Source organism: Halalkalibacter okhensis, assembly GCF_000787375.1.
GTDB classification, from domain to species: Bacteria; Bacillota; Bacilli; order Bacillales; family Bacillaceae_D; genus Halalkalibacter; species Halalkalibacter okhensis.
On record NZ_JRJU01000006.1, the window covers coordinates 26,544 to 41,488 of the forward strand.

Here is a 14,945-nt window from a genome sequence, read left to right on the forward strand (position 1 = left end):
CTAAAAACAAAAAGAAAAAAGACGAAGAGTTGTCTCTTCGTCTTTTCGTTCGTATCAAATTATTTGCTAACCACATCTTGGCCTTTGTAAGAGCCACACTCTTTACAAACACGGTGAGCAAGCTTTAATTCTCCACACTCAGGACATTTAGTCATACCAGGTACTGCTAACTTGTAGTGAGTACGACGCTTATTTTTGCGAGTTTTAGATGTTCTTCTAAATGGTACTGCCATCATTCCCACCTCCTTAAAAAATCTATAAAATCCAACTGCATCCAAGCTTAGTTGGTTATATGAAATGAAGGCCCGAACGTTGCCGGTGCTTCGACTTTCCTATTCTTTCTCAAAAAACTTTGCCAGATCAGCTAACCTTGGATCAACACGATTGTTGTGCTCTTCCTCTGTAACGATCCCCCAGTCTTTTCCTGCGGGTGGTGCTAGACGCTCTGCCTCTATCTCCGCATAAACCTGAATAGGAATTTCAAGTAATATACGTTCTTTTATGACAGGTATAAGGTCGATCGTTTCCCCTTCAAAAAAATGAATTTCATCCTGATCGACATCAGCTGTAACATAATCATTCGTCGGATGAAAATGTTCAACAACCTGAAGATCAATAGGGAATTTCACATCAGCCAACGTTCTAACACAAGGAAGAATCAATTCGCCTTTAATCTTTAGCTGAAACGTAATCATGCTACCAGTATAATTAACTTCCCCTTTAACGTGAAATGGAGAAACCGATCTGATATCTTGATTTAGCTCTTTTAAGCTTGAAACATCAATCTCTTCTTCAAATGTAAATGGTTTGCGCTTAGCAACAGATAATTGCTGTAATGACCATTTCATTTCTGATCACCTCTAAGACAACAAAATTAAGTATAGCTCTACACCAATTGAATGTCAACCTTTTTTCTTTACACTCTAATTGAGTCCGTAAGATCTAGAACTTGTACTTGTTTAAAGCATGACGTTTATTGTAGCATGACATAAAAGAAGAGTAAAGAAAGACTAATTCATTTCAAAATAGAAAATAAAAGGATCACTAAAGTCAATTTTAAAAGGAGACGTGGAAAAGAGTGAAAGCAGTTGGTATTGTCGTTGAATATAATCCTTTTCATAATGGACATTTCTTTCAAGCTGAACAAGCTAGAAAATTAACAGGCGCAGACGTAGTTATCGCTGTAATTAGTGGGACATTTTTACAACGTGGTGAACCTGCGATTGTTTCAAAATGGTACCGTGCTCAAATGGCACTAACATGTGGAGTTGATTTAGTGATTGAACTCCCCTATCTCTATTCTACCCAAAAAGCCGAATTATTTGCTAATGGAGCCATTTCATTATTAGCAAATATGAAGGTAGACTTTATTAATTTCGGTAGCGAGTCAGGAAACATTAATGACTTCAAACAATTACATACCTTTATGCAAAACCATCAAGCAGCATTTGATCAACTTGTAAAATCAAAAATGAAGCTAGGTTTAAGCTACCCTAGAGCAACCGCTGAGGCGTTTAACCAATTAGAGCCAGATTCATCGATTCTTGCATTAACCGAACCTAATAACATTCTTGGGTTTCATTACGTGAAATCCATCGCAGACCTAGGATACAACATAAAAGCAACTACGACCTTACGGAAGCAAGCCCAATACCATGACAAAGATGTGACCGAAGAGAACATCGCAAGTGCGACGAGTATTCGCCAAGCCATTGCAAACGGTCAATTAAGTCAGATCAAACATGTCATGCCTAAAACGTCGTACCAACTGATCCGCGACTATAAAAATGCTTATTCCCTTCTACATACATGGGAACACTATTATCATCTGTTGCAATATAAAATACTTTCCACTCCATCTGAACAATTACGCCTCATCTATGAATGTGAAGAGGGACTTGAATATAGAATGATACAAGCCGGGAAACACTCCACCTCATTTGAAGAGTGGATGCAACAAATGAAAACAAAACGTTACACTTGGACAAGATTGCAGCGCCTTGCTACACATGTGTTAACGAATACTACAAAAGCGGAAATGAAAAATGTTCTCTCATCGAGCCCTACATACATTCGCTTGCTCGGAATGAATAAAAAAGGACAAGCCTATTTAAATTACACGAAAAAACAAAGAACACTCCCACTTATTACAAAGCCCGCAAAAGTAGAAGGGCCCATTGCGTCTATGGAAGAAAGAGTGACCAATGTTTATCTGTCCCCACTTGCACCAGAACAAAGGACGAAACAAATAAAAGAAGAAATAACCAGACCTCCCATTCTAATACAATAAAAGAGGCGATCTAAAAAGGTCCGTTTTTTGACCTTTTTAGATCGCCTCTAAGCAATGAGCTAAGCCGTCGCATTGTTTTAAGGCTGTTATGAGCGGGGTTCTCATAACAGCCGCGCGACGAGTGAGCCATTGCCTATCTTTAAAAAAGGTCCGTTTTTTGACCTTTTTAGATCGCCTCATGGATTATGATTTTTCCGGAAGCGACTGTAAAAAGGCAATCGCTTCATCAAACGTATCAATGGCTATGATTTGCATATCCGTTCCAATATCTTCTGCAGCTTTTTTTGCCTCAATAAAATTTGAATCGCTTGCCCCGCCTTCATTTGGAGCAAAGAAATAATCTGCCCCTGCTTTATCAGCAGCAACTACCTTTTGACCAGCCCCTCCGATCCTTCCTACGATTCCTTCCTCATTAATCGTCCCAGTGCCAGCAACTTGATAGCCTTTTGTAATATCTTCAGATACTAATTGATTATAAATTTCTAGAGAAAACATCAAGCCTGCCGACGGTCCTCCAATCTGACTCGTATCAATTGTTACCTCTGGGTGAAACGTCACCTCTCGATCCGTAACGGGAGCAGAAACTCCGATGCCTACTCTTCCAGGAGGTGCATTCATCTCTTTTGGAAAAGCTGAAAAGCCAACTTCAATTATTTGCTCTTGCCCCTCACGAATTACGGTTAAATCAACCGTAATCGATTCATCCATTCCTTGTAGCTGGTCTATTAATTGTTCAGCTGTAAGAACCTCTTTTCCATTTACAGCAATAATATGATCCCCTATTTTCAAGACATCGTAAGCTGGCATCCCTTCAATCAATGTGGTCACTAATACTCCCTTATGTTCATACTCAACTTCCATCCCCGCTGCTTCATAGGCAACAATTTTAGCAATTTCTTGAGAACCTGTCATTGCCATTAATTGACGGTGCTGATACTCATCGTCTGTTTCCCCTTCGAAACGAAGCTGTTCCTCTGGATAAATCATACGATAAGGGCTCAGGTGGGCCCATCCATAAAAGAATAAGTTTGCTTTCCCCATTTGAACCGTTGTTAACATAAAAGATCCTTCTTCTTCTGTAAATCCTCCATCTACAGATATAACTTCATCTAGTACTTTTGCTCCCCCTGGCTGTGAATAATAATAGGGCAGCTGATAGAATTGAAGAAATAATATTACAATGATGAGGAAAATCCACCTCTTTTTAATCATTGACCCTTTCATCCTTGTTCTCCTTCCAATGTTCAATGCACCTTCTTATTTCAGCTAATTTGTCTCTTGTTGCTTCTTCCCCTCGCTCGATTAATGCTTCTACTTCAGAAAAATCAAGAGAGCTAGAATGCTTAACAATTGGCCGGATCATGACCGAACTATCAAATTCCTGCACACGAACCATTTCACGAGCCATAATATCCATACTTTGCATAATTACATCGTAAACAGTATGTAGTTCAGGTTCTGTCCGGAAATATGAAACGTCAACTGCTATTGTAACATCCGCACCCATTTCTTTCACTACTGAGACCGGAACACGATCAATAACACCTCCATCGACTAATAAACGGCCATCAATTTTTTCTGGTACAAATATACCCGGTATGGAAATACTTGCCCTTACAGCCGCTGCGACATCTCCCTGTTTCAACACAACTCGTTCCCCATTCTTTATATCGGTGGCAACAACAGCTACTGGAGGATCCAACTCTTCTAATTTTTTATTTTTTGCTAACATACGAATGACCTCTTTTGCTTTTAACCCAGCTACAAATCCCAATTTAGGTACAACAAAATCAATGAAGTATTTCCTTCGAAATAACATCGCAAATTGTTTAAGATTATCAGGGGACTGTCCGACTCCATACAAACTTCCAACAAGTGCTCCCATGCTGCTACCAGCAATAAAGTCAATTGGTATTTTTTCTTCTTCTAATACTTTAAGTATGCCTATATGGGCAAAACCCCGGGCCCCGCCCGAACCAAGAGCAAGACCGATTTTTGGTCGCTGTTCCCCCATTCTATCCTCTCCTTACTTTTTACCTGACTCAATGTAAATCATATGGTCTATTACGAGCTTGTATACGTATAGTTATATTATGGACATGTTCGTTTGGATGTTACATAAAAGGAGGCAGCTATACAATGCAATTATCCATGATAAAAACACTCACTCTCGCTCTAATGAGTATTTTATTAGCAGCCTCGCTAATGATATTTCCACAAGAAGCTCTCGAAGGATCGATTCGAGGTCTAGAAATTTGGTGGGACGTTGTCTTCCCTTCGCTTTTGCCATTCTTTATAGTATCTGAACTATTAATTGGCTTTGGAGTCGTGACATTCATCGGGGTATTGTTAGAACCATTAATGCGCCCATTATTTCGAGTTCCAGGAGTTGGTGGATTTGTATGGGCGATGGGACTGGCATCTGGCAACCCAGCAGGTGCGAAAATCACCGCAAGACTTCGCCAAGAAAAGAAACTGTCCAGGATAGAGGCAGAACGTTTAGTATGTTTCACAAGCTCGGCAAATCCACTCTTTATTTTTGGTGCCATCGCCGTCGGTTTTTTTCACAATGCTGCTCTGGGTATTGTATTAGCCCTGGCTCACTACTTAGGAAACATTTTTGTTGGATTAATCATGCGCTTTCACGGTCGGGAAGAAGAGGCGGCTAGTCCTCCTCAAAAACCGAAAGTAAGCGGGGTCTTAGCAGCATTTCACCTGCTCCATGAGGAACGGATCAAGGATGGTCGTCCAATTGGAAAGTTACTTGGAGATGCTGTCCAGTCATCAGTTAGAACGCTACTTATGATCGGTGGTTTTATTATTTTATTTTCAGTTCTAAATAAAATATTAAGCCTTGTTGGAGTTGTTGCCCTACTAGGTTCATTCTTTTCTGTCGTTCTTACATTTTTTCATTTACCTAGTGACTTGAATTCCTCCATTATATCTGGTCTTTTCGAAATGACCCTTGGAGCACAAATGGCAAGTGAAACGACATCTGTGAGCTTACTTGAGCAAGTCATTGTCTCAAGCTTCATCCTAGCATTCAGCGGCTTTTCCATCCAAGCACAAGTAGCCAGTATACTTGCTGAAACAGATATTCGATTTAAACCATTTTTCATATCCAGATTGATTCATGGTTTCTTCGCGGCGTTCCTTGTCTTTTTATTCTGGCATCCATTTTATATTAATCAAAAAGCATCGGGCGACCAGTGGCAAGCCATCCCTGTTTTTTTACGGGAACAGTCTAGTTCATGGTTCCACGCCGCTTGGAATTTAATAACTCAATATGGACCATTATTTACTTTAATTATGCTCATACTTTTTATCCTAGTAACCGCTAGAAATGCATTGTCCAACGCAGAATGATCAGGCCACACTCAAACAAAGTCAAAGGGGATGTCCCAAAAGATTTTTACCTTTTGGGACATCCCCGCAACTAGTTCCAAAATTTTAAGACCGGTCCCTTTTTCTACTTAAATTTCTTTTTTAGTGCTTCTGCCACAACATTGGGAACAATATCTGAAACGTCAGCATTATATTTTGCTACTTCTTTAACGATACTCGAACTTAAGTAAGAATAATGATTATTCGTCATCATAAAGAACGTTTCAATCTCTGGACCTAATTTTTTGTTAATGGATGCTGCTTGCATTTCATATTCAAAATCTGAAACAGCACGCAAACCGCGAATAATGGCATTTGCCTTTTTTTCTTTTACATAATCAATTAATAATCCATTAAACGAATCGACCTCTACGTTCTCTAGATCCTTCGTTGCTTCACAGAGCAAAGAAACCCGTTCCTCTACTGTAAACATCGGTTGTTTATTTCGATTATGAAGAACCGCTACAATCACCTTATCAAACACTGAAGCCCCACGAGAAATAATATCAAGATGACCTAAAGTAACCGGGTCAAAACTACCTGGGCAAACTGCAATACTTGTCATGTTGCCACCACTCCCTCTTTATATGTATAAATTGAAATCGTCGTATCACCATAAGTTTCTGCGCGACTCTTTATCCCAGAACCGATTACATTCGGCAAATCAACGGTACTTGTATGCTCACAAACTATTACACCACTTTGTTCAAGCAGCTGGTGATCAAAGATGATACTTATTTCATTGACAATGTTTTGCTTTGCATACGGTGGGTCTAAGAAAATTAATGCAAAGGATAGCTCTCTTTTAATTAACGCTTTTAGTGCCCGACTTGCGTCATTTCGATACACTTCGGAACGGTCTTCAAAATGACATTGTTGCAAATTCTGTTTAATGGTAACTATCGCTTTTTTATTTTGATCAACAAAAATTGTTTGAGCTACTCCACGACTAATCGCTTCAATTCCTAAACCTCCGCTTCCTGCATATAAATCAAGTGCTACCCCTCCAGAAAAATACGGACCGATCATATTAAAAATTGATTCTTTCACTTTGTCAGTTGTTGGTCTAGTTGACGAACCCGGAACTGCTTTTAACGGCAATCCTCTTTTCTCTCCTGATATAACCCTCACAATACCTCATCCTCTTCTACCTAGTTACCTTAATTATTTCAAAAGTATCATACGGAGATCATTTAGACAAACATATCAGTGAAAATTTAAACAAAATATGTGAATTTTTTCTACTAGTACGTATGGAATAGAAAAACTCTGGTCATACTTCAATTAGTAGCACTTATTGTGTTGCTACAACCGCGGAGAAGGCTTACGTTTCCCCATAAGTTCTTCCTCCGGTTTCTCCTCTCCCATAGCCTCATGGCATACATAAGTATGTGTATGGGCACCTCGCAAGGATTCCTTGCGAGGATTTTTTTCGCTCGACATATTCCTTGAATCATGCTACATTTACGTTTTCAATCAATCATGCAAAAGAAAGAGGTCATTGATCATGATTCAACGATTTATTACCTTGGGGGAAGGCTACAATGATTTATATGAATTATTAGAACTAGGAAGGTCTAATCAATCTAGAGTACATATGCTATTACGTCTTGACACAGCATATGATAACCAAGAAAAAAGTTCGCTCGTACTCGTATTAACGCCTGCATCTCCTGGTAAGATGATGCCCCTATATATATGTTTAGAAGGAATTCATAATCCTGACATTCGAGCAACTGAACGCTACCTTTTATTTGAGCAATTGTCTAAGGAATTAAACATGCCCATTTACAAATTAAAAGTGAAATCATCTCGTGAATTCGAGGAAAAAGATTTATATTTTCAATACCTTATTGGAGTTCTTCGAATGAATCGGTACATTCCCCCACTTACTTAACTGACTTGAATGCTTATAACCCGTGTGAAGGGGTCACTTCATTACGGGGTTTTCTATTAAGAATGTGATGGAGCATCTTTTTCTTCTCTTCTTACTTTCTCGTTATAAAAAACTTTATTGGCACTTGGCAACACTTTTATTTTTACAATCAGGACATTTATTAGCAGGACGAACGCACAAACGAAAAATAACCCCCGAATACCTACCGCAGACACAACCATCCCGCCTAATGTTGGTCCTAACATCGTTCCAAGGTACATTGCACTATTAGAAAACCCATAAGTCCTACTTTCCATCCCCATTGGTGCATGGAGACGAATAAGTGTATTAACAGCAGGTAATAATCCTCCTAAACATAAGCCAATTAAAAACCGTAAGCATATTAATTGCCAAACATCTGTTACAAATGCTTGTGGAATTGAAAATAAGGCTACCCCTAGCATAGAGTAAATTAAAACATGCTGCGCCCCTTTTTTATCACTTAACTTTCCTAATTGTGGTGAGGTGAGCATATTTGCAAACCCCATTACTGAAATGGCGACACCTGCATAGAAGGCAACGGTTGCAGGAGAAGTCAATTCTTCAACAAATAAGGATAGTAACGGATTGACCCCCATGACAGCAAATTGTATTAAAAAAATGACGACATAAAGTGATAAAACCGGCTTCTTCTTTGTTATGAATTTAAATTCAGCCAAAGTGCTAGTTTTCTCTTTTGTCTTAACCGGTGTAAATGTCTCTTGAACAAAAAAGAGGACAACAAATGTTGCAAGGAGTATGCACAAACCGGTCACAAAAAAAACGACACGATATCCAAAAGCTTGGGCTAAAACACCTCCAATAAGCGGACCGCAAATAGCCCCAGAAACGGATCCTGATTGCAAAAGGCCTAATGCATAGCCTACTCGTTCCTTTGGTGTATTCGTTGAGACAAGGCCAATTGATGCTGGTATAAATCCAGAAACTACACCATTTAATAATCTAAGTAGCAACAATGTAACTGGCCCCGTGGCAAAGCCTGTTAAACTGATAAACAACGCCATTCCAAACCCCGACCGTAATATCATCATTTTACGGCCATATTTATCCCCCATTCTCCCCCAAAAAGGGGAAAACAAAAAAGCTGTTAAGAAATTTGCACCGAAAATAGCCCCTGCCCAGATACTCAATGTATCTGGATTCGAAACACCTAACTCTTGCAAATAAAGAGGAAGAAAAGGAATGATCATTGTCATAGCACTAATTACAATAAATTGACTAATGACTAAAATCCATAAATTTCGTTTCCAACTTACCATACAACCACTTCCTTTTGATCTTCCTTCCATTATAAATTTCGGTATACGAAATAATCAACTTTCGTTATGTGTTATATGTGTTCCTATGTCCTTACTTTCCATCTAAAAGATCACTCTACCTCCCGTTTTTATCCAATTTTAGACAAAGAAAAAACGACTCCGTAATAGCCGCATTCAGCTTCCATACAGAATCGTTTTTATATTCCCATTTTATAGTCATATTCTTTTGCTTTATCTGGTTTTGCGTTTTGGAATTCCGTCTCGATAAAAGGACGCATCGAAGGCTTCACATCACGTACAAAGGGAAATGCTTGTAATTTCTTAATTGTCTCATCCACCTTTTCTTGATCACAATAAAAAATAACATATTTCATTTTTTTTGAGACATAATGGACATTACCAAACCGTCGCAGCTGTCTAGCAAACTTTAATGAAGTTAGCCATACTGCCACTCCTTGCCGCTTTGAACCTAGCATAAATTTGTTCTCCTCCTAAAGAGTACTCTTTGTTTAGTCTAGCATGTTCTTTCCTTTCCAGCAATAGATGTAGTTGTCATAATCGAACATTAAGATTATCTTATTACTAACTAGCTTTAATAAAAGGATGATGAAAATGGATCTCGACATAATTTGGATTTCCTTTATTAAAAACTTAGAACAAGAAACATGCATTCGCTCCATTCAAAAAAAGAAGTTTGGCGGTCAGCCTTTTGTCTATCTTGAATTAACAAGTCCTATTAGTAAATCACAGTTAGAAAACCTCCTTACTCAATCATCTAAAAAAGCGATGATTGGAAAAAGACTCACTTGCGACATCTCTTTCGTCCGAATGCAACATCAGACATTTGTCTATCATATTCGTTTTAAAGTACCACAAGAAAAGCTTTTCTGCTGTGGAAACAGCTGTACAAACTGTATCCGTCTAAAATAAAAAGGAGCTACCCTTCTACCAATTGTTTTTGATTTTAGATAAACTCTCTACGTTCAGAAGAGGGGGTGTCTCAAAAGGTCTGATTTTGACCTTTTGAGACACCCCCTATGTTTTAACTGCAGCCGCAGCCCCCACCTGTACTACATCCACCACTACATGACATATTATCGAAAAAAGGATTTCCTGTCGGGACCTTTATCGTATGAGAAACAGCTCTTGCAATGATTTCACTTATTTCATTCAATAAAGATTCCAATTCACGTTCTGCTTTTTTGAATACAGTTACGGTTTCAGTTAAATCGACCTCTCGTTTCACTTGCCTTATATCTTTTGAAACTTTATCGTAATCTGGGTGATATTTCCCAAAGCGTTGTACTTCTTCATATTGATCCTTTAGTTGATTAAACTGACGAATCTTCTCTTGCGCATCAGGGTCTGCTTGTAGCTCTTTCTTTGCTAGCATATATTGCTGATAGACATCAGACTTAATAACTGCTTGACCAAGTTCACAAGCTTCGTCAATCAACTCGTATGTTGAAATAGTTGCGAGCATACTCACACCTCCTAGCAAACATTATAACACGTCTTAATCATTTAAGATAATCGTGTGCTATTAATCGTAATAGAAGAAGGATTCTGAGCTTGAATATTATCTATTTGGGATAATTCTTCAAATAACTTTAATAGAGCCTCATCTTTTTGTTTTGCTTCGATCATAACATCCACTTGATCAACTGTACCTGATATCAAGGTCAAAAAATCATAGAACCTTTGAACATCAATATAATCATGATGCTTCCGATCGGTTTCTCCATCTTTCGGACTCGAAATGTGGATTTTAATTGGCAACGGGCTACGTTTCCACGTCTGTACGACTCGCTCCCACAACGAAAGTAAGTCGGTTGATTCATGAAGCACATCAAAATGGTGAAGATCTAATATAACAGGAATATGTAACTTCTCTCCTATGTATAACACATCTTCGACCTTATAGTTCACATCATCATTTTCTAACATAATCATCTCTTGTATGACTCTTGGTACCTTTGCAAAATTTTCAATAAATTGCTCTAATCCTTCTTCTCGACCTTCTTTCTTCCCTCCAATATGTAAGACACAACGATGGACATGAGACATCCCCATCCCCTTTATTAATTTATAGTGCATAATGAGAGTGCGTAATGATTGTTGTAAGATTTCTTTAGAATTATTATTTAATACAACAAAATGATCAGGATGAAAATCTACTCTCATGTTTTCTTGCTGTATAAATTCACCTAACTTTTTTAATAATGGTGCTAATGCTTTCTCATATTTCCATCCCTCAGTTAATGGATGATTTGCTAGAGGAACAAGACGAGAAGATAAACGGAAAAAGGAAATATCATGAGCTTTATTGTGCTTTAACAACCGAAAACAATTGTCTAAGTTAGATAAAGCAATCCGTTCTAATTTTCGAACCCCCGCTTCGTAATCTGCAATTTGTTCAAACTGCTTCACCGTCATCGTTTGAGAAGGAGACGCATTCTGTAACATCACACTCATTGCTACATACCCTAGACGGACCTTGAATGATTTATCCATGATTGACTTCCCTCCTGAGTTTGTCTATAATTCACTCGACTTGTTTAATTGTGTATAGAAGGTGAGCTGAACAAATGAAGATTGTAACATTTAACCCATTTCGAACAATTGGAATGCCTGGTATCCAGTATGTGAAACCTGAGCGCATGTTTGACGAACGTGAAAAGATTGCTCAAGCAGATGTATGCTTATTTCCTGAAAACTGGCAAGTAAATGCACTTGTCTATGGAATGAAGAAAGCGATCTTCCCTAGCATTCAATCCATCCAAATGGGCTTTAATAAAATCGAAGTAACTCGCGCTCTATGGAGTGTATGTCCCGATCATGTACCAAAAACGGTTATATTAGGTCGAAATCACGATAATATTAATAAGGTTTTTGAAGAATTTCCTTTTCCTTTTGTAGCAAAAGAAATCCGCAATTCAATGGGCAAAGGCGTCTTTCTGATTGAAAATCATAAGCAATTTAATGAATATGCTGAAAACAACCCCTATTTTTACGTTCAGGAGTACTTGCCAATTGATCGAGACTTACGCGTTTGCTTTGTAGGAGATGATGTGATCGCTGCATATTGGCGAATTAATGAACGCAATTCATTCCGTAATAATGTCGCCCAAGGTGCCCGCATTTCCTTTGACGCCATTCCGGAAGAGGCTTTGGATCTTGTCCGGACAACCGCTAGGAGTTTAGGGGTTAACCATGCTGGTTTTGATGTCGTTTCCGTTGGTGGAAAGTATTATTTTCTTGAATTTAACACTCTTTTTGGAAATCAAGGGTTTCAACAATTAGGTGTCTCCATTGAGAAAACGATCTACAAGCATCTCCAAAACACCGTCAATTAATGGTTACGACAAATGATTCTTCAAGTTCATATGAAGTTAAATCATTTTTCACAACCACTACTCGAATCTCATATTCCCCGGAAGAAAGATCTTCAATAAGGAAGGCAGGTTCATAAAGAGTACCGACATGCTCATCGTTAATATAAAGCCGGATATGCCCTTCTCCTTCTTGGTGAAGAGCCCCGGCTTTTTCATGATTAAACGAAAAATGGTTAACAAAACACTCAACAAACAAATCATTTTGCCTAACCTCATGATAGACGTCTAATTCTCTTTTCCCACCTACTTGTATCTGAACAACTCCTGTATTTTGAAACGGAACTATATGTAAATCTTGAAGGTCGTTATTTTCCGTGAAGTCTGAATTGGCACTAACAATCGGTGAAAAGATTGAGATAAAAATTAGAACATTTGCTAAAATAGTTGCAGGTTTCACCATTTCCCTTTTCCTCCTATATTTTGTCACCTTTATCCTCTCACTTCCTTCAACCTTCTATTCGTCCATTTCGTAGCAAAAAAAATAGACCTGCCATTTATTGGACAGGCCCATGTGAATCAACAACAGTTGATTGCCCCATTTTTAACATTTCCATCATCATCATAACAAGCCCAAGAGAATTTTGAACCTTTTCTACTCGTTGAGGAAGTGTCCGTCCGTAAAACTGATTTGCCTCCTTTTCTAAGGCTGGTATTTGACTAGGATCTCTTGATAATTTGCGATACCAATTAGGATGCTGACGCATATAATGTCGTAATTCTGGTCGTTCAAAAAGCATCTGTTGTACATCAGCTCTCAAAGTGATCTCCTCCTCCTATAAAAATAAATTAATCCCTACGAAATGAGAATGGGTGGTCTTGTTGCCTCTGATTTGGCTGATTTGAAGGCTTTTGAAATGATTGAATAACGTTTTGAACATTTGACAAGACTGAACTAAATTGCGTTAAATGATGTTGAAGGTCATCAACATTCATGCGTTTGACGAGTCCCATAATCTGTCCAAGTGTATCACTTGCACTTTTGGATGAATTTTCAGTTTCTGCTTCCTCTGCCGTATTGGCAGCTTGATCCTCTCCCACGTTCGGAGTATTCGCCCATTGCTCATGCTCACTGCCTAATACACTCCATTCTTCAAACAGTTCTTGAAGCGTCTTCTGGTTTTCCTTTACTTGCTTTAGCAAATGTGGGTGGGACTTCACGAATTGCTTAAATTCTTGTACAGAAGGATGTAACTTCTGTCTAGATTCCATATTCTGCATCCTCCTTTTCTCATCTTTATAATAGTTTACACAGTTGCCCAGTCCAACGTTCACGAAAACTATATGTAATTAATTAGAAAAGCACTGAAAAAGATGGGTTTCTTTTTCAGTGCCTCTGTATATTTTTTCCAAATCAGAGTTGCCATGGCGTCAAGAAGTTTTGGGTGTAGTGCTCCCTAAATACCCCTACCCCTAAATGGGTAAATTCTTCGTGTAACAGATTTACGCGATGTCCTTCACTGTTTAACCATCCTTCTACTGAAGCCAATCCGTCAACGTACTTTGCCGCAATATTTTCTCCAGCTAACATAAAAGGAACCTCTCCACGATCAAATCTATCTGCTACTTCACCGTAGCTTGGTGATGTATGTGAGAAATAGCCATTTTCACTCATATCTTTACTGTGTAAATAAGCAACCGTAGATACATCTTCAGCCCATTCAAATGGTTTTAATCCATGTCTTGTACGAATAGTGTTGGTAAAGTCAAAAATTTGTTTTGCATTTCCTTGTTCAATCTCTGCCCATTCATCCTCTGAAAAAGTTGGACGGTCAGGAGGCGTACCTCGATAAGAAACTGAATATGGTCTTTGCCTTATTAGAACATCCTGCTCTAATATACGCACACTCGACAATTCATTCGTATAAGTATCAAAATAAAACTGGACCCAAACATCTTCAACCTGACCAAGTGGCCTCATCTTTAAGTCATCATTTGTTAATTCAAATTGATACATTCCGCCATCACTTGAGGTTACTTCAACTCTTTCCTTAAATTGAACTAACTCATTTATCTCATGATACGTTTTTCCTAAAGATAGCCACTCTCCCCGAATGTTTCCTGTAAGAAAGACTGTCACTACCTCTCCTTTTTCTATCCCTATTTGCATATAGGAATTATTGCTTTCTGGATAAATCCACCAGTCATATCCATATGCGGATAAATCAATTCGTGCAGGCTCACCAAACTGATTTTTTATTTCCTCCTCTGTCATCCCTATGAAATGTTCATGGTCCTCAAAAGAAACAGCAAACTCCTCATCTGGCTCCGCTACAATGGTAGATACTTCCTCAGCAGCTAATATCTCTTCTTCATAGGAGTTCGTTTGTTGAAACCACTCTACTATTTGCTTCTCATATAGATGCTCAAATGAAACAATTGAAAAAAACAGCAAAATAATTCCTGATATCATATATTTTTTCTTCATATGGTCCCCTCTCTCAGATTATAAAATCTTATGTTCATTATTAACAACAATCGCAGTACACACACTCTCGTCACTCCTATAAAAAAATTCGCAATTGACCTTGTCATATCCTTTCACTAACTATGTAAGGTTGTGTCGCTTCTGTCACCAATACTGTCGAAGAAATTTTATCCATAAAACATTCATGATTAATTCATTGCAACTGGAGAGTTTTCATACTATCATAAGTAGAGTACATATTTGATAAATTGGAGGC

At 38.3% G+C, this 14,945-nt stretch carries 19 protein-coding genes; 5 read left to right on the forward strand and 14 right to left on the reverse strand.

Annotated features, from left to right (window positions below; translation table 11 throughout):
- Nucleotides 1–59: 59 nt before the first annotated feature.
- Entirely contained in the window at nt 60–233 is a 174-nt protein-coding gene (rpmF, locus tag LQ50_RS06340; RefSeq protein WP_034627262.1) for a 50S ribosomal protein L32, read from the reverse strand.
- Between the two features lie 99 nt (nt 234–332).
- On the reverse strand, nt 333–848 hold the full coding sequence (locus LQ50_RS06345; protein ID WP_034627265.1) for a YceD family protein: 516 nt from the start codon (nt 846–848) through the stop codon (nt 333–335).
- Nucleotides 849–1,078: 230 nt separating this feature from the next.
- On the opposite strand from LQ50_RS06345, the gene LQ50_RS06350 reads away from it, so the two are divergent.
- Complete coding sequence (locus LQ50_RS06350; RefSeq protein WP_034627268.1) at nt 1,079–2,290, forward strand: nucleotidyltransferase; 1,212 nt, start codon at nt 1,079–1,081, stop codon at nt 2,288–2,290.
- A gap of 183 nt (nt 2,291–2,473) precedes the next feature.
- Here LQ50_RS06350 and LQ50_RS06355 read toward each other — a convergent pair whose 3' ends face one another.
- Both LQ50_RS06355 and LQ50_RS06360 read right to left on the reverse strand, forming a co-directional pair.
- Nucleotides 2,474–3,514 (reverse strand): SepM family pheromone-processing serine protease, encoded by a 1,041-nt coding sequence (locus LQ50_RS06355; protein ID WP_237563658.1) that lies wholly within the window; start codon nt 3,512–3,514, stop codon nt 2,474–2,476.
- Nucleotides 3,495–4,304: a patatin-like phospholipase family protein gene (locus LQ50_RS06360; protein WP_034627269.1), complete on the reverse strand. Its 810-nt coding sequence runs from the start codon at nt 4,302–4,304 to the stop codon at nt 3,495–3,497. The genes LQ50_RS06355 and LQ50_RS06360 overlap by 20 nt, the downstream gene beginning before the upstream one ends.
- A gap of 125 nt (nt 4,305–4,429) precedes the next feature.
- Between LQ50_RS06360 and spoVV the strand changes: the two genes are divergently transcribed.
- Complete coding sequence (gene spoVV / locus LQ50_RS06365) at nt 4,430–5,656, forward strand: dipicolinic acid transporter SpoVV (RefSeq protein ID WP_034627271.1); 1,227 nt, start codon at nt 4,430–4,432, stop codon at nt 5,654–5,656.
- Nucleotides 5,657–5,759: 103 nt separating this feature from the next.
- Here the strand turns inward: spoVV and coaD are convergent, their stop codons facing one another.
- A complete protein-coding gene (coaD, locus tag LQ50_RS06370) occupies nt 5,760–6,239 on the reverse strand; it encodes a pantetheine-phosphate adenylyltransferase (RefSeq protein WP_034627272.1) in 480 nt (159 codons plus the stop codon).
- Nucleotides 6,236–6,805 (reverse strand): 16S rRNA (guanine(966)-N(2))-methyltransferase RsmD, encoded by a 570-nt coding sequence (rsmD, locus tag LQ50_RS06375; RefSeq protein WP_034627273.1) that lies wholly within the window; start codon nt 6,803–6,805, stop codon nt 6,236–6,238. The genes coaD and rsmD overlap by 4 nt, the downstream gene beginning before the upstream one ends.
- A 376-nt stretch (nt 6,806–7,181) precedes the next feature.
- Here rsmD and LQ50_RS06380 point away from each other — a divergent pair, with 376 nt between their 5' ends.
- Nucleotides 7,182–7,571 carry a DUF7147 family protein gene (locus tag LQ50_RS06380; RefSeq protein ID WP_034627274.1) on the forward strand — a complete coding sequence of 130 codons (390 nt, stop codon included), beginning with the start codon at nt 7,182–7,184 and terminating at the stop codon, nt 7,569–7,571.
- A 56-nt stretch (nt 7,572–7,627) separates the two neighbouring features.
- Here the strand turns inward: LQ50_RS06380 and LQ50_RS06385 are convergent, their stop codons facing one another.
- Both LQ50_RS06385 and LQ50_RS06390 read right to left on the reverse strand, forming a co-directional pair.
- Nucleotides 7,628–8,869 (reverse strand): MFS transporter, encoded by a 1,242-nt coding sequence (locus LQ50_RS06385; protein ID WP_034627275.1) that lies wholly within the window; start codon nt 8,867–8,869, stop codon nt 7,628–7,630.
- Nucleotides 8,870–9,066: 197 nt separating this feature from the next.
- Nucleotides 9,067–9,345: a YlbG family protein gene (locus LQ50_RS06390; protein ID WP_034627277.1), complete on the reverse strand. Its 279-nt coding sequence runs from the start codon at nt 9,343–9,345 to the stop codon at nt 9,067–9,069.
- A 136-nt stretch (nt 9,346–9,481) separates the two neighbouring features.
- On the opposite strand from LQ50_RS06390, the gene LQ50_RS06395 reads away from it, so the two are divergent.
- Nucleotides 9,482–9,799 carry a hypothetical protein gene (locus LQ50_RS06395; protein WP_034627279.1) on the forward strand — a complete coding sequence of 106 codons (318 nt, stop codon included), beginning with the start codon at nt 9,482–9,484 and terminating at the stop codon, nt 9,797–9,799.
- 112 nt (nt 9,800–9,911) lie between these two features.
- On the opposite strand, the gene LQ50_RS06400 is transcribed toward LQ50_RS06395, so the two are convergent.
- Together LQ50_RS06400 and uvsE are read right to left on the reverse strand one after the other, a co-directional pair.
- Nucleotides 9,912–10,352, reverse strand: a complete 441-nt coding sequence (locus tag LQ50_RS06400) for a YlbF/YmcA family competence regulator (protein WP_034627280.1) — start codon at nt 10,350–10,352, stop codon at nt 9,912–9,914.
- 41 nt (nt 10,353–10,393) lie between these two features.
- On the reverse strand, nt 10,394–11,383 hold the full coding sequence (gene uvsE / locus LQ50_RS06405) for a UV DNA damage repair endonuclease UvsE (RefSeq protein ID WP_034627281.1): 990 nt from the start codon (nt 11,381–11,383) through the stop codon (nt 10,394–10,396).
- Nucleotides 11,384–11,457: 74 nt separating this feature from the next.
- Between uvsE and LQ50_RS06410 the strand changes: the two genes are divergently transcribed.
- A complete protein-coding gene (locus tag LQ50_RS06410) occupies nt 11,458–12,225 on the forward strand; it encodes an ATP-grasp domain-containing protein (protein WP_034627282.1) in 768 nt (255 codons plus the stop codon).
- Here LQ50_RS06410 and LQ50_RS06415 read toward each other — a convergent pair.
- The 4 genes from LQ50_RS06415 to LQ50_RS06430 all read right to left on the reverse strand — a co-directional run bounded on the left by LQ50_RS06415 (nt 12,218) and on the right by LQ50_RS06430 (nt 14,689).
- A complete protein-coding gene (locus LQ50_RS06415) occupies nt 12,218–12,664 on the reverse strand; it encodes a hypothetical protein (RefSeq protein ID WP_034627284.1) in 447 nt (148 codons plus the stop codon). The genes LQ50_RS06410 and LQ50_RS06415 overlap by 8 nt on opposite strands.
- A 94-nt stretch (nt 12,665–12,758) precedes the next feature.
- Nucleotides 12,759–13,022, reverse strand: coding sequence for a YlbE-like family protein (locus LQ50_RS06420; protein WP_034627285.1), 264 nt, complete (start codon nt 13,020–13,022; stop codon nt 12,759–12,761).
- Between the two features lie 28 nt (nt 13,023–13,050).
- A complete protein-coding gene (locus tag LQ50_RS06425; protein WP_034627286.1) occupies nt 13,051–13,473 on the reverse strand; it encodes a YlbD family protein in 423 nt (140 codons plus the stop codon).
- A gap of 142 nt (nt 13,474–13,615) precedes the next feature.
- Entirely contained in the window at nt 13,616–14,689 is a 1,074-nt protein-coding gene (locus LQ50_RS06430) for a CAP domain-containing protein (RefSeq protein ID WP_034627287.1), read from the reverse strand.
- Between the last annotated feature and the right edge of the window lie 256 nt (nt 14,690–14,945).